Annotated in this window: 15 protein-coding genes, 1 tRNA gene and 2 rRNA genes; 6 read left to right on the forward strand and 12 right to left on the reverse strand. The window is 41.1% G+C overall.

Annotated elements, in window-relative coordinates; all coding sequences use genetic code 11:
• From ACOB80_RS20380 to ACOB80_RS20390, 3 genes are all read left to right on the forward strand, one after another.
• Positions 1–97 (forward strand): 23S ribosomal RNA (locus tag ACOB80_RS20380); the annotation flags it as partial.
• 93 nt (positions 98–190) lie between these two features.
• Positions 191–305, forward strand: a 5S ribosomal RNA gene (gene rrf, locus ACOB80_RS20385).
• 44 nt (positions 306–349) lie between these two features.
• Positions 350–434, forward strand: a tRNA-Tyr gene (locus tag ACOB80_RS20390).
• A gap of 492 nt (positions 435–926) precedes the next feature.
• On the opposite strand, the gene ACOB80_RS20395 is transcribed toward ACOB80_RS20390, so the two are convergent.
• Entirely contained in the window at positions 927–2,564 is a 1,638-nt protein-coding gene (locus ACOB80_RS20395; RefSeq protein WP_473167724.1) for a response regulator, read from the reverse strand.
• Positions 2,565–2,798: 234 nt separating this feature from the next.
• On the opposite strand from ACOB80_RS20395, the gene ACOB80_RS20400 reads away from it, so the two are divergent.
• Positions 2,799–3,500 carry a response regulator transcription factor gene (locus tag ACOB80_RS20400; protein WP_473167725.1) on the forward strand — a complete coding sequence of 234 codons (702 nt, stop codon included), beginning with the start codon at positions 2,799–2,801 and terminating at the stop codon, positions 3,498–3,500.
• A gap of 17 nt (positions 3,501–3,517) precedes the next feature.
• Here the strand turns inward: ACOB80_RS20400 and ACOB80_RS20405 are convergent, their stop codons facing one another.
• The 8 genes from ACOB80_RS20405 to ACOB80_RS20440 all read right to left on the reverse strand — a co-directional run bounded on the left by ACOB80_RS20405 (position 3,518) and on the right by ACOB80_RS20440 (position 12,886).
• Entirely contained in the window at positions 3,518–3,964 is a 447-nt protein-coding gene (locus ACOB80_RS20405; RefSeq protein ID WP_473167726.1) for a YaiI/YqxD family protein, read from the reverse strand.
• Between the two features lie 23 nt (positions 3,965–3,987).
• Positions 3,988–5,280 (reverse strand): sensor histidine kinase, encoded by a 1,293-nt coding sequence (locus tag ACOB80_RS20410; RefSeq protein WP_473167727.1) that lies wholly within the window; start codon positions 5,278–5,280, stop codon positions 3,988–3,990.
• Positions 5,270–6,640, reverse strand: a complete 1,371-nt coding sequence (locus ACOB80_RS20415; protein WP_473167728.1) for a sigma-54-dependent transcriptional regulator — start codon at positions 6,638–6,640, stop codon at positions 5,270–5,272. The genes ACOB80_RS20410 and ACOB80_RS20415 overlap by 11 nt, the downstream gene beginning before the upstream one ends.
• Before the next feature lie 81 nt (positions 6,641–6,721).
• On the reverse strand, positions 6,722–9,211 hold the full coding sequence (locus tag ACOB80_RS20420; RefSeq protein ID WP_473167729.1) for an ABC transporter permease: 2,490 nt from the start codon (positions 9,209–9,211) through the stop codon (positions 6,722–6,724).
• Between the two features lies 1 nt (position 9,212).
• Complete coding sequence (locus tag ACOB80_RS20425) at positions 9,213–9,920, reverse strand: ABC transporter ATP-binding protein (RefSeq protein ID WP_473167730.1); 708 nt, start codon at positions 9,918–9,920, stop codon at positions 9,213–9,215.
• 12 nt (positions 9,921–9,932) lie between these two features.
• The gene (locus ACOB80_RS20430) at positions 9,933–11,165 is read right to left on the reverse strand and encodes an efflux RND transporter periplasmic adaptor subunit (RefSeq protein ID WP_473167731.1); all 1,233 of its coding nucleotides are present in this window, start codon (positions 11,163–11,165) and stop codon (positions 9,933–9,935) included.
• A 167-nt stretch (positions 11,166–11,332) separates the two neighbouring features.
• The gene (locus tag ACOB80_RS20435) at positions 11,333–12,169 is read right to left on the reverse strand and encodes a substrate-binding periplasmic protein (RefSeq protein ID WP_473167732.1); all 837 of its coding nucleotides are present in this window, start codon (positions 12,167–12,169) and stop codon (positions 11,333–11,335) included.
• A gap of 72 nt (positions 12,170–12,241) precedes the next feature.
• Positions 12,242–12,886 carry a thiol:disulfide interchange protein DsbA/DsbL gene (locus ACOB80_RS20440; protein WP_473167733.1) on the reverse strand — a complete coding sequence of 215 codons (645 nt, stop codon included), beginning with the start codon at positions 12,884–12,886 and terminating at the stop codon, positions 12,242–12,244.
• 189 nt (positions 12,887–13,075) lie between these two features.
• Between ACOB80_RS20440 and ACOB80_RS20445 the strand changes: the two genes are divergently transcribed.
• Positions 13,076–13,825, forward strand: a complete 750-nt coding sequence (locus ACOB80_RS20445) for a TIGR00266 family protein (protein ID WP_473167734.1) — start codon at positions 13,076–13,078, stop codon at positions 13,823–13,825.
• Positions 13,826–13,881: 56 nt separating this feature from the next.
• Positions 13,882–14,106: a cysteine-rich CWC family protein gene (locus tag ACOB80_RS20450; protein WP_473167735.1), complete on the forward strand. Its 225-nt coding sequence runs from the start codon at positions 13,882–13,884 to the stop codon at positions 14,104–14,106.
• Between the two features lie 23 nt (positions 14,107–14,129).
• On the opposite strand, the gene ACOB80_RS20455 is transcribed toward ACOB80_RS20450, so the two are convergent.
• The 3 genes from ACOB80_RS20455 to ACOB80_RS20465 all read right to left on the reverse strand — a co-directional run bounded on the left by ACOB80_RS20455 (position 14,130) and on the right by ACOB80_RS20465 (position 18,201).
• Positions 14,130–14,867 (reverse strand): AraC family transcriptional regulator, encoded by a 738-nt coding sequence (locus tag ACOB80_RS20455; RefSeq protein WP_473167736.1) that lies wholly within the window; start codon positions 14,865–14,867, stop codon positions 14,130–14,132.
• Between the two features lie 116 nt (positions 14,868–14,983).
• The gene (locus tag ACOB80_RS20460) at positions 14,984–16,306 is read right to left on the reverse strand and encodes a metallophosphoesterase (RefSeq protein WP_473167737.1); all 1,323 of its coding nucleotides are present in this window, start codon (positions 16,304–16,306) and stop codon (positions 14,984–14,986) included.
• Positions 16,306–18,201, reverse strand: coding sequence for a phytase (locus ACOB80_RS20465; protein ID WP_473167738.1), 1,896 nt, complete (start codon positions 18,199–18,201; stop codon positions 16,306–16,308). The genes ACOB80_RS20460 and ACOB80_RS20465 overlap by 1 nt, the downstream gene beginning before the upstream one ends.
• Positions 18,202–18,220: the final 19 nt, after the last annotated feature.

Genomic DNA, 18,220 nt, shown 5'->3' on the forward strand with positions numbered 1-18,220 from the left:
AAAGGGTCGTTGGAGACTACGACGTTGATAGGTCAGGTGTGTAAGGGTTGTGAGGCCTTGAGCTAACTGATACTAATTGCCCGTGAGGCTTAACCATACAACACCCAAATGGTTTTAATGACTGATTTTTACGTAATGTGAAGATTGAAGTAGAGATATAAAAAAGCTTTCCAAATTTGTAACGATTTTGCTTAGCGACAATAGCATTGTAGAACCACCTGACCCCATGCCGAACTCAGAAGTGAAATGCAATAGCGCCGATGGTAGTGTGGGAGGTCCCATGTGAGAGTAGGACATTGCTAAGCACCTAATTTAATAGCCCAGCGAGATGCTGGGTTATTCCCGTTTTGGAGGGGTTCCCGAGTGGCCAAAGGGATCAGACTGTAAATCTGACGGCTCCGCCTTCGGTGGTTCGAATCCACCTCCCTCCACCATATAAACAAAGCTCGACATTGGTCGGGCTTTTTTTATGTCTGAAAAAAGAGATGAGAACCACGTTCGACCAATATGTATGGAACATATTGGCACGCCGTAAGGCGACCCGAAGGGTAAAATACATGGAGGTATTTTATAATCCACCTCCCTCCACCATATAAACAAAGCTCGACATTAGTCGGGCTTTTTTTATGTCTGAAAAAAGAGATGAGAACCACGTTCGACCAATATGTATGGAACATATTGGTACGCCGTAAGGCGACCCGAAGGGTAAAATACATGGAGGTATTTTATAATCCACCTCCCTCCACCATATAAACAAAGCTCGACATTGGTCGGGCTTTTTTTATATCTGGAAAAACTGTTTAGAACGTTGTGTGTTTATCTTGTCATACGGGATCCACAACAGTACCGTTCATCATAAAAGTAAACGTTAAGCGCTCTGTCGTTTGTACTAGCCTTCCTTAATTAAAAAGATGAGCAAATGATGGTTATAAACTTTTCAACGCTTGTAGCGATTCGTATTTGTTTCTGAGCTTTATATAGCGTTTATAAGATTCGCTATCGGGGGACAGGTCTTTGAAATGCTTTACTAACACTCTTGCTTGATTAAGATCTTCTAATCTTTTGGGGTTATTTTCATAAGAAACTAATAGCACTTGAAGCAGATTAAGTTTCACGCCTAAATGGTTTGGAAAATGATAGAGTGCTTGGTTTAGTTTATCGATCGCCAAGGTGTAATGCTTGGCTTTGTATAAACTAACGCCGACTTCTAGGGCAGTTTGCGCTGCGAGTTTATCTTTCTCACTAATTGGCCTATCTGACATTGCGACAACTTCTGACAAGATTTCCATATTGTCAGGGTGAGCCTGTGCAAGTTTTTCTAGTAAATGTTCTGCTTTACCGCGTCTACTTAGCGCAATTAACGAACGTGCTACCTTAAAGGTCGTGTCAGTACTTATTTTGTTTTTATAGAGTTCAAACAAGCGCTCCGCTTCTTTTAAAGCGCTTTTTGCTAGCCCTGTATCATTAACCTTGTTGTGCAATCTTGCCGTTAAAAACTGTGCAATAACTTTTAGCTCATCTGCTTGGAAATCCCTAACCATATTGCCAAGCACCATAAAGGCTTTGTTATTTAATTTCCTTATTTCGTATTCCGTTAAATTGTCCGAATGGTCTATTAGAGCCTCTGCAAACTGAATGGCGTTATCTGGTTTTTTATGAATTGAGTGATAAGCCAAATCGTTAGTTTTAGACAAGGCTTTAGTCGCCTTGCTTAAGCTATTGTTATTAAGGCAAAGCTCAGCATATTTTCTCAGTCTGTGAACTGATCTAGGACTAACCATCAAGGCTTGTTCTAAGGTCTCTTCAGCTTTTAGCGTATCGCCCGTTAGTTGTTGTGCTTTTGCCAACCAATCATAAGCTGACAAATAAAATGGGTTGTCATCTACGACGGCTTGGAAATATTTTGCCGCTCCGTAATAGTCGTTTTCTACCAAAGCTACCTTACCCATACCAATAGCAGCCCATTGGCAATTTGGCGTGCCTAAATAAGCTAAGTAGATTTTTTTAGCTTGTTCGTATTGTTCTAATTCAAAATGTTGTCTTGATCGGATCCCAAGGCATTCATGTTTATAAGGGGAATCATGGGCAATTTTGTGAGAACAAAGTTGAATTACTTTCTCTCGATTATTCGTATCTAGTGCCTGATAAATGTCTTTCATCGCTTCTTTCTTTTCGAAGCAACGACTTAACCTTACCGAAAGATCTTTTAAGGTGTAGGGTTTGACTAGGTACTCATCAGGTTTATGTTCTAAGGCCGCTAATACCATTGCCTGTGAAACTTCCGCAGTAATCATGATTACTATGGTATTGCGCGGCAGTAGCGCTTTAGCACGTAACTCTTCTAAAACTTGCTGGCCGTTTTTTTTGTTATCGCCTAAGTCATAGCCAAGAAGAATAACATCAAAGGTCGAGGCTTCGCACAACGCCATTATGTCGGGGCTATGGTAACTGGTTTCGACACTAAGCACGCCTAGGCTGTAAGCGAATATTTTTAATGTGTCTCGAGACTGTTTAATACTATCGACGATTAAAAACCGTTTATCGCCGTAATCTATACCTGCCATGAAATCCCTTTAAAAAACAGCAAAGAGTTAGCTAATAACTGATAGTACTATTTTTCACCATTTGTCAGCAAATGTTAAGTATAACGTTAATAGTAGTAATTTTTTATTTAACAATTCGCTTTTCACGTAATTGCCGTTAATAATTTTAGTCTATAAGGCGATATATGGATTTACACCTACCTCTATTTCATGAAATAGTTAGTCTTGTACAATTTTCTAGGTATATTGTTTTACATGCAAAAAGTTTTAATTATCGAAGACGACAGTGTTGTTTCATTAACCCTAAAGGCGCAACTCGAACAAAAAGGGTTTGATGTAACACAAGTCTTTAATGGCTCTGCTGCGATACGTAAAGTTATTAGCGTCCATCCTGATGTCATTTTGTTAGACATTGGCCTGCCTGATAAAAGCGGATACGACATATGTAAAGAACTTAGAGAATTCTATGAGGGGGGCATCATTTTTCTGACAGCACATGAGACTGTCGAAGCTGAACTAACCTCTTTTGGTTTGGGTGCTGACGATTTTGTCCATAAAAGTGCTCCTTTCGAAATCTTGTATGAGCGTATCAAGCGACTAGGTGTCAGACCGAAAAAAATAGATATGGCTAAAGGTCTTGTGTTTGACAAGCTGACATTTGAACCTCAAAGTGCAGATTGTCATTATCAAGCTAATGCGTTAGGCCTGACACAGGAAGAGTATGAACTTTTCTATTTCATTGCCACAAATGCAGGTAAAGTACTTTCTCGCCAACTGATATTAAAAGTGTTGAAAGGTGCTGATTATAATGGCGTTGATAGATCGATAGATATCAAAATTGCCCGTATTCGCGCTAAGCTTAAACAAGCAGGTTTAGCTCAAGAAGTCATTGTTTCTGTACGAGGCAAAGGCTATCAGTTTATTCCGCCGAAAGCTGAGCGCGCTGCACTTTCTTAATGTTATCTAACGCTTATCTACTTATTAGCGGCTAACCATTTGTCTAATTGATTAGCAAACGCTTGACGATCACTTTGGCTAAGTGGGGCACTACCACCTGTTTCTATACCACTTGAGCGCAGCGTATCCATAAAATCTCGCATGTTAAGTCGCTGCTTGATATTGCTTGTCGTGTAAAGCTCTCCACGAGGGTTTAATGCAATCGCACCTTTTTCAATGACCTCCGCAGCGAGAGGGATATCAGCAGTTATGACAAGATCACCTTGTTCTAGGCGTTTTACTATTTCATTGTCTGCAACGTCAAACCCGCTGGCCACTTGTACAAACTTAATGACTTTCGAAGGAGGAACGCGCATAGCGTGGTTTGCGATAAGTGTCGTGGCTGTTTGTGTTCTTTCCGCTGCTCTGAAAATTATTTCTTTAATAGCAACTGGACATGCATCTGCATCTACCCAAATTGACATGTATTTTTCCTATCAATATCTAGTTAGTTTTCTAATCGTGCTAAAGGCAAAGTAATGGTTGCTAGTGCTCCGCCAAGCTTATCACTGTGTCCAATCTGGAGAGTTCCTTGGTGTTTTTTAATAATCTCTTCACATAACACTAATCCTATCCCTGAGCCGTGCTCTTTAGTGGTATAGAAAGGTGTTAGTGTATTGTCTAAATTGGAAAAGCCAGGGCCATTGTCATGCACTTCAATTTGGTGAGAGTTATCTTTGAAAATACTGGTCACCAATATGTGTAGTCTATCATGGCCACTGTAGGCTTGAATCGCATTTTTAAATAGATTATCAAACAATAGGCTTATCATGTCGGAGTCGACATAACATCTTGGATCACCCTCAAATTCGAATTGATAGTGTTGTTCATTATCTAAGTTAGTATTAATACTATCTAATAGGGTATCTAGATTGGTTAATTGCAGTGTTGGTGCAGGTAGTTGCGCTAGCTTAGCGTACTTATCGATAAAAGAAAGCAGACGCTGACTACGGATATTGACCCGAGAAAGTACCGTTGTTGCTTGGTTTATATCTAATGGTTGGTTGCTCAATAGGGTGTCTGTCATTGATTGCATGGGCGTGAGTGAATTTCTTATCTCATGGCTCAATACTCTAACTAAGCTTTTTTGTGTGATCGATTGGCTAGCTGACAACAGAGAGCTGACATTGATAGCAGTAAATAAGGTTAACGGCTGTTCATTGTGCTGGTGATAAAGCTTAATAGTTTGGCATTGCCAATCTTGGCCGAATTGTACATGCGATAGTTGGCTATTACGGTAAGTAAAGCCCAGTTCTTTAGCTGCGCTACCTATTAGCATCGCCTGTTCTATTTGCAGGCTCATCGCATGATTTCGAAACACGAGCTTTTTATTGCAATCAAAAACGGCGACAGGGTTAGGCCAAGCGTCAAAGGTGGTAAAAATAACATCGAGCGTATTGGAACTTCCCAATGTTTCTTTAGCGAGCTGAGTTATCGCATCTTTTAAGTCTGCCATTAATCCTTTTTGTGCTAAAGAGTACTTAGCTACTTGGTTCTTATCTTCCGTTAAATGTTGGCTGTAGATAGTGGCATCGACAATAGAGGAATGCCATTGACGATAGATATATACACTAATAGCAATCACTGGGTAGCTTGCAAAAAATAAACAGGTTAGCACTGCAAGCAAGCTCCAATTCAGCGCAACTAACAGTCCAGTGAATAGGCTTAATATAGCTATCGATGCGAAAACAACATAACAAAGAAGTTTATATTCGAGTGGAATGAGGGCGTTAGGCTTCATAGTTGATGTTGTACTTTTCTAGCCTACGGTATAGAGCATTCCTTGAGATTGAAAGTAATGCTGCCGCTTCGATAACATTGCCTTGTGTTTGAGCTAAGGCTTTTTTGATTAATGTGACTTCTGCCTGCTCTAGTGGCTGAACCGTGATTGAATCATTTTCACTTTGGTCGCTATCTAACAGTATGTGTTGAACATCAATTTCATTATCAGGACAAATTAATACCGACCTCTCGATAACATGGCTCAATTCCCGTATGTTTCCTGGCCAAAGGTGGCCTTCAAGTTTGTTACATGCTTGCTTAGAAAAGCTCATTGCTGATTTTTGATATTTATCGCTAAACATTGTCAAAAAATGTTGAGCAAGTAGCAGTATATCTGCTCGACGTTCTCTAAGAGGGGGCAAAGTAATGGTGATGGTGTTTAGTCGGTAAAGTAAATCTTGGCGAAGCTTACCGTTTTTTATTTGCTGCTGAATATTGGCGTTGGTCGCGCTAATAATACGAGCGTTGGATATTTGAGTTTGGCTAGAGCCTACGGCCTCAAACTCTTTACTTTCAAGTACGCGTAGTAGCTTGGCCTGCAAAGATTCAGGTAAAACGGCTATCTCATCCAGAAATAAAGTCCCTTTATTGGCCAGCTGAAATCGTCCTTCTCGCGATTGCTTGGCATCGGTAAATGCGCCTTTTTCGTGCCCAAATAACTCACTTTCAAATAGGTTTTCAGGAATTGCCGCCATGTTAACTGAAACAAAAGCTTGTTCAAGGCGGGAGGAGTGATGGTGAATTCGCTTGGCTAGTTGAGACTTTCCGGTACCGTTTTCACCTAGTATTAGTATATTAGCGTCACTGGAGGCTGTTTGTTGCACTAACTGCTCAACTGCTTGCATAGCTGAAGATTCGTATACCCAGGCGGATTCGCTCGCGCTTTCTCCTGTAGTCGTATGCTGTTTATTTTGCGCGATACCTTTGTTGGCCGCTGACCAAACAGCTTGTTGTAGCGATGCTAGCAGCTTGTCTTTTTGCCAAGGCTTTTCGATGAAGTCTTGCGCCCCCTGTTTTAACCCTGCAACGGCAAGTTCAACACTGCCCCATGCGGTCATAAGAATAACGGGAATATTCATCGCAACAATTTGCGGCAATAAGGCAAAGCCTTCTTCACCACTGGTGGTATCACGAGAAAAGTTTAAGTCGAGTATTAGGGCACTAGGAGGTGTTCGTTGGCAAAAACATAAAGTATCTTTTGGGTTTGTTGTTTCTGCTACTAAGTAGCCCTCAGCATTTAGTAATAGGTTGAGTGCTAAGCGAATATCTTCGTCATCGTCTGCAACAAGGATCGTGGGTTGCATATCTGTGCTGTTCAATTTTACTTTTCCCTTAAATAAAAAGCACCTAGTACTCTTATGTGACTAGGTGCTAGTTTACACAATTAGCTCAAGAAAAAGCTACTCTTGGCGCAATGCCTTCATAGGGTCTTTGCCTATTATTCGCCAAGCGGGTATTAATGTTGCTATCAATACCAATGCGATAAGGCCAATGTCTAAAGCTATCATTAGTTGCCAGTCAAAATCAGGTAGTATGTCTAACCAGTTTTGCGTTTCTTGATACCCGTATACTGATAACAAGAAGCCAAAAACTAGTCCTAGCACTAAGGTCATACAGCTATTTTTTAACACTAAACCAATTAATCGTTTTTGACTCGCACCTGTAGCCATTCGAATGGCTAATTCTTGAGAACGCTGTGCTATCGACATTTGCGTTAGCCCACTAATACCAATGGCAGCTAATGCGGCAGTTAGTACCGAAATAGTGATCAATACCCAAAGTGCCATACGTTGTGAACGCGTTTGTTCAAGCCAAATTTCTTTAGCGCTTTTTATTTCCATATCTTCATATTGAGGATAGGCTGCTTTTATTGCCTCAAAAAGTTTAGCGGTAGCGGTATCGTCTATGGTGTTTCTTCCTGATGTTTTAACAGTAAATAATGGGTCACCAAAACTTATTGAGGTACTGTACACCACAGGAAATGAAGAGACTTGGCTATTAAACAAGTTGGAGACAGTATTTGCTACAACTCCGGCGATTGTCGCGGGTGTTCTGGATTCATCACCACCAGAGTCGCCGAATGTTTTGCCAATTACATCATCAAGTGCTAACTCAGGGTAGAGTACTTTTGCCATTCGTTCATCAATGACAACTTTGTTTGTTTGACTCAATATTTCTTGTTCAGTGAGGTTGCTGCCTGCCAAAAACGGGATGGAAAATGCAGTAAAGTAGTCTGCGTTTAAGCCTCTTGATTCATATACCAGTGGTTCTTGCTTCCCTTCCGTCGTCATGGCGTGAATTGAAAAGGAGTTTGATAATGGGGCTGAGCCGGTAAAAACATGACTGACATCGTCAATCGTCTCAACAATGATTTTCGCTAAATCACTATTGAGTTGAACACGTTCTGATGCATCTGGCGGCGTTGGATCGTCTGTAACAGTGACCTCTGACAAGGTATTTGAGTTTAATGAGATCTCATAGGTATTGGCGTGTTCATACCCTAAATCCCGATAAACCGTGTGATAGCTTTTGGAAGCCAGCATAATTGTGGTGGTTAGGAGAATAGTGGCTATCGCTATTTGGCCTATCATTAAACTATTGGAAACCCAGTGGCTAGACTGTTTTTGCGTTCCTTTCCCAGAAGCACTCAAGTTAACGATTAATTGCTTTTTATTGATATGAATAAGTGCTGCTAAGCTAAATATTGCGTTGATCCCACAGATGATAATGATTGCTAGAAATATCGATTGTAAATCTAGTTGAACTTCGCTGAGCAAAGGAATTGAATTGCCTGCTAATACAGGAATGAGCCTAATGAGCCAGCCTGCCGCTAAAATACCGAGAAAGGCTGAGCAAACAAACATAGGTAAGTTTTCAACCCAAATAAGCATTCTAAGCTTGTTTAATTTAGCGCCATTGGTTATCTGTAGGGTAAATTCCTGCGAGCGATTTTGATAATGAACAATAAACATATTAAGTAAGTTGAGACTAGCCATAATCAATAAGCCAGTAACGACAATTAATAGCGCAAGTAACAAATTGTCTGTTTCTCCCAGAAGTGCACTTCGATAAGGCGAAACGACGGTACTCGCTTTAAGTGAGTTAATCCATTCTAAAAAGCCAGGGTTTTGCTCGGTTTCTGAGTCGCTATTGATGTACACCGACTTCCATTGTTCAATGGCTGATTCGTTTGGTGGCGTTTGTCCTTGGAGCTTTTTCAGCAAGATTGTAGAAAAGTCGCCAGAAATGTTATTACCGTCAGGTACTTTCGCTGCCTCAGCGACATTTAGTATCTTCCAATATTGGTACGCTAGTATTGGATCACTGGATTTAATAGCTAAAACATCTTCGATAACACCTGCGACCAATAACGGTTGGCCTTCGACGGTAATGATTTGATTTAACGCGCTCTCAGCATCGCCAAAGTTTTCCTCAGCCAAAGATTTCGAAAGCCATATATACTGTTCTGGGTTTTCGATTAAGGCTCCTTGGCCTGCTAACACTCGACTTCCTAAAATGGACAAGATATTTGGCGTTGAAGAGATACTGGTAACTTCTTGGCTAATATTGTCTATGGTTAATTGTTGGTGTTTCGCTGAGATTGCCGCCCAAGTGCCAGAAGAACTAAAATGCTCACTTAAATGATTTAATTTTCGACCGTTGATAAAAGGTACATTAACACCAGGACCAATCGATAGGTTAATATCGTAAGAATAGATATCGTCTTCTTGATAAACGCCCGGTAGCGCTTTTAAAAACAACGTATTTGATAAGCTAGCAACCGATAACACAGCGCCTAGTGTTAATCCTAAGGTCAACACTAGGGGAATAGTGAGCCGTGGCTGTGAAAATAACTTTGCTATGCCGGTATAAAATGCTCGCAACCACATGTTAGGCTACTCCTTGCATTGTATTGCTATCTTGATAATGCTCAGCAATAATTTTGCCGTCCAGCAATTGTATTTGGCGGCTCGCACATTTTGCGTATCGACTATCGTGGGTCACCATAACGATGGTGGCGCCTTGTTTATTAAGTTCCGTCAGTAAGCTCATGACTTGATCGCCATTTTTACTATCTAGGTTACCGGTAGGTTCATCTACTAAAATTAAGTCTGGCTCGCCAACTAGCGCTCGGGCGATTGCAATACGCTGTTGTTGCCCACCTGATAGCTGGTTCGGGCGGTGATGTGCTTTCGCTAACATATCCACTTGGGTTAATACTGTTTCAACTTTTGGCTTTATGGTGTCAGCTTTCATGCCTCGGTGCTGTAATGGCAATGCTACATTGTCAAAAACAGATAAACTGTCGATGAGATTGAAAGATTGAAAAACAAAACCAATGTGTTGGTTTCTGATCTGTGTTCGTTGATCAACTTTTAGTCCGGAGGTTGTTAGGTTGGCTAATTGGTAGTCTCCCTCACTTGGCGTATCCATTAACCCTAGTATAGAGAGTAACGTTGATTTACCACAGCCAGATGGGCCAGTAATAGCAACCATTTCCCCTTTTTCAATGGTCAGAGAAACTCCCTGTAAGGCATGGGTTGCTACTTGGCCTGTATGATAGGTCTTTTGAATCTTGTTTAAGGTCACGACTGTCATAATTTATCCTTATTATTGGATCTCGATACGAGAAAATTCGTTAAAGTCAGTGGTATCTGAACTGACGAGTAAATCACCTGCCGCTAATCCCGATTTTATCAAAAGATGGCCCTTTGATAATTCAGAGAAAACGACATTGCGTTGAATTAATTGGTTGTTGTTTTTTACGAAAACGGCTTGGCGGCTATTGGGCTTTAACCCGGGAGACTGAGGAACAAAAAGAGCGTTCGCGAGTTCTTCAACGAAGACTTGCCCAGATACGTTTGTTTTTGGTCTTGCATCTGCTGTTAATGGTGAAGTCAGCAGTATTTCTGCTGTGACAGTGCCTTGATTCACGACTGATTCAATGCGACTGACTAGCCCAGATATTTCACCTTTTGGTGTTCTGATCGTGGTCACTGCATTTAGTTGTACTTTGTCAGCAATAGACTGGGGTAAACGAAGACGGGCGATGAGGTTGGTGGTACTCCCCACTTTTGCCAGAGAAGTGCCTAACTGAATACTTTGGCCGAGTTTTACTTCTAGCGATTGTAAAGCACCACTAATTCCAGCAGTTACCGATAAGTCTTCATACTGTTGTGCGAACATTTTAAGCCGTGCTTGTTGCTGTTGGACTTCAATTTCTTGTTGTTGCTTTTGATAGCCCTGCATATCGACATACTGCTGGAATTTTTGTTTTTCAAACACAAGGCGACGTTGACGCTGCTTTAACAACAATTTTGCTCGTAATAGGTCGACTTTTGGCGCAGTGCCAGCTGCGAGTAGGCTTTCGTTAACTTCAACTTCTAATTGCGCGCTTTCAATATTTGCTTCTATCTCTGCAATTCTGCCGAGATAGTCTAATTTGGCGCTCTCTTGTTCGTATTGAAACGCTTTAAACCGCGCTTTTAATTGCGCAAGTTTACTTTTCTCTTGTTCTACTTGTTGAGCGAGTTGTGGGTTAGTTAATACTAAAATTACAGTATCAGGCGAAACTTGTGCACCAGGTCGAACAAGGATTTCAGCCACCTTTCCTTGAGCTGGAGCTGTTACTAAACGCTCTTGTGCTGATATTAGCTCTCCATAAGCATTGGCAAAATGGGACATCTTACCTTGCTCTACCAGATTAAAGCTTAGCTTTTCTGCTGGCACAGTAGCATTCGGTTTAGTGATGACTATCCATACGGTGATGAGGGTAATCAAGGTAACAATCGTAACGAATACTATTTTGGGTGTGCGTCTCGACGGTGCTAAAGATATTTTCATTTAATAGGTACGTTATAAGTAGATGCTTATTTACCCTTAATGAAAATAGTGTGCCAATATAAAATCTTTTTATTTTACAAATTGTTATGGGGTTTTAGTGATGATGTATAGGCTTGATTTGTTCGTTTTTGATTAGCGAGAAGTTAAAAACGAACAGGCCGTTATATCTAATCGCCGAAGTTTTGCGATACTGACAAACAGGAAGCAGAAGCAAATTGGTTTATTATGTTGCCTAGTTCGCCACTGTCCTGCATGGCTTTGAGAACTCGATTAAACCGAGTGATAAATTGCTGTGAAACTGTCTTTTTATTAAAAATAAAATGAATAGGTGCGCTAGACAATACTAAGGGGTGTAGTGATAACCCTGTTAATTGTTGTCGCTCGAGTTCACTACACAGTACAACTTCGTCATCAATAACAATATCAACTCGCTCTAAGCGAAGCATTTTTAGTCGTTTGGGTGCGGTATCAGAAAAGACAAAGCCGTTATATTCTTGTTTGGCTCGTTCAAGCTCCTCTCCGTACCAACCTGCTAAATTAATGGCGATAATTTTTTTCTTTTGAACGAGCTGTTCAAGAGATGTAACTTGAGCAATCGATGTGTCATTGTATTGGAAAACAAATCGGTTCACTTCTTCTCGATATGCGTCAGTATAATGAAAATCTTTCGCTCTATCTTCTGTGAAGCTTGCTCCTAGGCCGATATCAAAGTGTCCCCAGGTTAGTTGAAACAATGACCGTCTCTCAGGAAAATGTTCTATGTCTAAGCGACAGCCCATCGTGCTGAGTACCGTGCGTAAAATTTCAACATCTATGCCTTGAGTTTTTCCTGAGTGCGATTGAAAAATATAGGGGTACCAATCGGAGGTAATTGAAAGGGTTAATGGCTTATCTGCGCATTCTGTCGGCACTTGAGTCGCTGTGTTAGTAATCGCCTGAGTGGGCAGTGACAAGAAGAGTAAAGAAGCAAAGCATAAAAGCAGTAATTCAAGCCTGTTATGCATAATTTACCTCTCTTTTAAAAACAAAAAAGCCAGCAAATTTGCTGGCTAATTGAATTAAATAAAAGAAGCGACTTATTTAGTTTCTAGCGTTAGCAAATAAGCTATTAAAGCCTTATATTCTTCTAGAAAATTGTTTTTATCAAGCGCTTTAGAATTAATCACGTATTTGCCATTGACGACAAATGAAGGAACGCCCCCGATATAACGGCCGTTAGATAGTTTGTCTTGAACTTTTTTCTCGCTTTTCACAACTCGCTTTAAGCCAAAGCTTTTTACGCCTTTATCAAAGTACGCAGCGTCGCCACCTGCCGCAATGAAGATTTTTTTCACATCGTCTAAGCTAGTGACAACTTTGCGTTTAGTTTGCAAATATGAAAAAGCTTCTGCGCTGAATTGTGCGTCAATACCTGCTTGCTTGGCAACAACGTAGCCCTTAGTTAGCATCATTTGAATGTCTGGTGAAGCTGCTCCCATAAAGTCTACATGGGTCTTTTTCAGTGGCGTACCTGTTGGTAGGCTGCGCTCAATTTCTGGTAAATATGCTTCAAAACCGCGACATGCAGGACAGTAGTAAGAAAAATATTCTCTAACTTCCGGCTTCTTTGTGCCTTCACCTGGTACTACTTTATAATGCTTACCTTCTTCAAACTTGGCTGCAGATACTGCTAATACTGGTAACATTAACGATGCTACTAAAGCAATCAACATTTTTTTCATACTTGTTACTCTTACTTATTGATGTTGAACATTGAAAGTGGATTGATACTACCATTAATCTTTGTCTTAGGTAATATAACTATTAATAAATTAACACTGGCTTAATAGACCTTGTGACTTTCAGATAGTTTCACTGCCAGTTGTAACTGGATATGTCACTGAATTTGCCTAATGAAAAGGGAACTCACTATGCGTTGTCATGAAATAGATTATGAAATTATTGGTCAATCTATGCAGATGGTTGAAGTCGAGCTTGATCAGGGTGAAACCGTTATTGCCGAAGCTGGCGCAATGAATTATATGGAGCAGGGCATCGCCTTTGAAACTCGCATGGGTGATGGTTCCAATGTTGAGCAAGGGCTAATGGGGAAACTGTTTTCTGCAGGCAAGCGATTACTTACCGGTGAAAGTTTGTTTATGACCCATTTCACCAATCATGATTACGGCAAGCGTAGAGTTTCATTTGCCGCACCTTACCCGGGATCTATTGTTCCGCTCAATTTGGCGCAAATTGGTGGTAGTGTGACTTGTCAAAAAGATGCTTTCCTATGCGCTGCTTTGGGAACCAATATTGATATCGCATTTAACAAAAAACTCGGTAGTGGTTTTTTTGGTGGTGAAGGCTTTGTATTACAGCGATTGGAAGGTGACGGTATGGCGTTTGTTCATGCTGGCGGCACGGTTATTGAAAAACAGTTAACTGGTGAAACCTTGAAACTAGATACAGGTTGTTTAGTAGCATTCACCGAAGGAATCGATTATAGCATCGAGATGACGAAAGGCTTGAGAAGTATGTTTTTCGGTGGTGAAGGCTTGTTTTTAACGACTTTATCAGGTCACGGAAAAGTGTGGATTCAAAGTTTACCATTTTCTAGATTAGCAGATCGTATTATTGAGCACGCGCCTTCGTCAGGAGGTTCTTCTATCGGTGAGTCTTAATATGGCGGCTCACCATAAAATGAATATTAATATTACCTGTATGCGGCGGTTAATAAATGGCTGAAATAGATACCTCCAGATGCCCACTGTGTGGGCAAGACAATGGTTGTGCCATGGCTACCGATAACGCCCAAGTTAAGGCCAGTGCCTGCTGGTGTACTAAGACAAAAGTTCCACCTCAACTCATTGCTAAAGTGCCAGCAGAGCAGAAAGGTAAAGCATGTATATGTATGGACTGTGTCGAAAAGTTTGATTTGTCGCTTGGCTATCCTGCCAATTAGTTTGAGTTAAAAGAACTGCCCGCCTACCGACCAATAAATTGTTTAGGTGAACAACCCATTTGTTGGCGAAACATAAAGATAAACGCTGAGCTAGATTCATAACCTAATAATTTTGCAATGGTTTGAATACTGTCACCCAGTGCTAAGTGTTTAAAGGCGACTTGCACATTGAGTTTTTGTCGCCACTGGCTGTAAGTTAAGCCTGTTTCCTTTTTAAAGTTTCGAGATAAACTTCGTGCTGACAAATTAACAAACTTTCCCCATGAAACTAGGTCACTTTTCAATGATGGGTGTTTGAGTAATTTGTCGGTGATTTCATTGAGGCGTTTGTCGCTAGGGTAAGGTAAAAAACTGTTTAGCTGCTCCGCTTGCTGCAAGTAATCTCTAATCAATAGTAGAAGCCTAAACTCCTTTTCCTGCCACTTTTCTGAATCAGGTAGCTGTGTAACTTCAGTTAGCATAGCGATCATAAAGTTTGATAGAGCACACACGCCGACAGAGTTAGGTAAGCTAGACGATACACTGTCGGTAAAGGCTAATGTTGTTAGCGATACTGGCGTTTTTGCAAAAAGTTGATGGGGAGTTTCAGCGGGCACTAAAACTCCGTAAGTGGGCGGAACTATATAACGGCCTTTGGCCGTTGTTAGGGCTAAAACACCTTGTTCAACATAGAAAAACAAATACTGACTGTGTTGGTATTTGTCTATTCCTGAAGCAGCTGGAATATTACGTTGAACAATTGATATATCACTATAGCCCATAGCTCTTGTCTTAATCTCAATGTAATTATTTACTGTATATCGATTATGACTAGAGCTGGTGTAACTTTCAAGTTCGTTTTTACATCAGTTTGGCTGTAATTTGAACAAGGTTGTTTTTAGCGTTTATCAAATGAGAAACTCTGCTCGACCACTAATTCTCCGCTACCTCTATTCGGTGTCGTGTAAAAGGAAACCTCTAGTTTATTATACTGGTTGTTCAACGTGAGATGAGCAAAGCCCCAAATAAATGCTTTATTCCACACTAAGTCAACCTGCGGGTAATATGTAGATTGCCATTTTGCAAAAGGGGTATGTGTGCCGCGCATTTTAGATGCTGCGCCACTAATGATTAGCGGTAAAGGTTTCTTATGCTGACCATTGGCATAAGTAGAACAGTCATCGGTTAGTAGCTCAAGGTCATGTTCATGTCCGGCTATATAAGCGTCAGCATGTTTACATAACGTCGGCATAATGAGTCTTCGCAGTACATGGCCTTCGTCATACTTTGTTCCGCCGATAGACCACAAAATGTGATGACCATAAACTATTTTCCATTTAGCGGTTGATTCGGCTAACCCTTTTTCAAGCCAAGCAAGTTGTTTGAGATCTTCACCGTGCATTGGCGTTTCATGTTTAGCAAAATCTTCGAGTGTGGCGTTGCCCTCAGCAAGTGCTTTCTCAATATTTTGCTCGCTACCATCTGGGTTCAGCGGTACTTCGTAAAATGTTTGGCCAGAGAGTAACATGTTGGTATCTAACACGAAAAACTCGACATCTTGCCCCGAAATACCCTTTTTGTAGCTGTAGTAGCCTTGGGTGTCCATGTGAAAGTTAGCTTGATCTTGCATCCAAGCTGTCTGCAGCGCGACGCCTTTTCGTGAAGAGTTCCAATCATGATTTCCCAAAGCAGAATAGACGATAAAATCTGGCTGCTGGCGAAAAAGAGGTGCTAATGGGGCGAGAATAAGATCGTCCATTCGCTGCTGATCATCTTTACCATCGTTAGCGTCGGCACCGTCTGGATATATATTGTCACCCAGTTGAATACCGAACTGACATCGTTTCTGTTGGCAAAGTTTCGCCATTGCTTGTCCTACGGGGAACGCACCGCTTTTTTCCGCAGCAATGTTAGTGTCTGGATAAACGTGAATTGGGGCATGATCAAACTCTTCAAGCGGTCGATACTCTTCTAGCCAATCTTTGCGCTCGGCAGCAATGAATTCTTCTTTTGATTTTGGTTTCTGAAAAATTGAGGCTTTTGGGTAATCAACGCTATAACCACCATCTCCGAAGGCAATGAATTCTATATTGCTATCTTCAATGGTTGTTTTTTTAGTCTCGTTCTGTGCAGACGCTGAACTTGACGTTTTTGTACAGGCGATACTGGCAAGGACCAGTATCGCGGCAAGGCTTAGTTTTGATAAGACGACTGTTTTCATTATTGCTGCTCGATTTTGCTTTCTATCCAAGCACGTAATAAGGCGCCGTCGACTAATTTAAAATTCTGCTTGGCCTTGGGCATTACATTATGTCCGTCTTGCACAACCAATAAACCATCAGGTAATTGGTGGCCTAAACTAACACTCGCTGCGGCTAAACCATCGGTTTCAGAAGCACCATCAATGTGCTTTTGCCCGTTTGCACCTACATTGAAAGCGCCTAGATAACGGTAGTTATCGTCAACTGCATATACTGCATAACGATTGTTACCTTGGCTCGAAACGACTAAGTAATTCTTGTTGTGTAGCCTGTATAAGCTCATACCTTCGATATCAGCTTCAATTTCTGGGTTTAGGCCGGCAACGAGTTTATCTGGCGTATTTGTGCCTATAGCTTTAAGCCAGACTCCGGTTGATTCTTCGCCATAAAACAGTCTTTGCGTCGTATCATCGCTAACACAACCTTCCGGTTGGCTAGGAACAACCCATTCGAGTACTTTATGTCCTTGAATATTGTTGCCCTTAAAAGTGAGAGCATATTGTTGGAATCGACCATCAGTGTCGTTAATCCACACCGAAATATGTTCGTTATTTTGGCTCATACATAGCCCATATGGGTCAGCCAGATCCGTATTGATGTCGGTAAGGTGTTTCGGTAACCCCGTGGATCTGTCGATGGCAAATAAGCTAATACTCTTGGTAGTGCGGTTACTTGCTGCCGCTAAATCCATCTGTTTGCCGTCGAGCATGACCTGATAGCGAATATCGACATTGTTGACGCGGCCAATATCTAATGCTTTAACTAATTTTCCCTGCAAATTATAAACATTTAAGCCTTTTTTCTTGTCAGTTCCATACACTAAGCTAGCCGCAGGATTTGACGAATTTACCCAAATTTCTGGGTCGTCAGCTGCGTCTCCATAACTTGCTACAGCGTCTGTTTGGGCGTAAGCCGATAGGCTTTCTACCTTGCTTGCTTTTGTAGACAACCTAGCTAAAGGTTGTTGAATTTGTTTAACTACTGTGTCTGCCGATTCATCATCAAAGATGTAAGCGTTCACAGTATTTTCTTTACGAGTCAATTGAACTGTTTTTGGCGCAACGCCTTTTTCTAAAGGCAGGTGGCTCAACTCATGTGTATCTTGTTGATAGAGGAAAAGTCGATTAATAGAAGGAGATACGATAGCAACATCGCCGCTTGGTGTCGTATCAACATATTCTACTTCTAACCCTTTCGGTAACTGGATTAGTTCGCGGATCAGCTCTTTTTCTGGGTTGGTAGGATATCGCCATACACCAATGTTTTCTTCTGTAATATACAAAGATTCGGTGATTTCACTGACTGCACAAGCTTTGATATTAGGGCCGACTGGAAATCGATTAATTTCCGCCAATTGCCATGCTCGATTGTCACTGCGATATACCGACCAATGAACGACTTCGCCAAGTACATCAATCGTGAATAACTCAATACCTTCACGCTTGGTTTGCAAACACAAGGCATCAAACGCTGTGGAGGTAGAGGGTATAGTCGAACGTATCGTGAGTTTATCTTGGTTTAAATCTGCCTCAACTAGCAGTATTTCACCTGAGTTCTTATCTATAGAAGCCAGTGCATAGCTGTCTGGTGAATTCGGAATCTTTCTTACATCTAAATGCTCAGATTTTCTTGGCAAATTGGCAAGTGTTTGCTCATTTTTGTCGAAAAGGCCAATACCAGACTTCTCACTTACACTTAAGTATCTAGTAGGGGATGTCTGAGTTTTTTCTATCTTATAAATAAACTCTGATTGATAAAGAGTGTTATTCGCCGGTTCTTTTGCTTTTGAGGCACTGCTCATTACTAAGCTAGTAGAGATAGCCGCCAAGCCTAAGGTAAAAAATTTCATATTCATTGCGTTGTATTCTTTTTAA

The organism is Thalassotalea coralli, assembly GCF_055786205.1.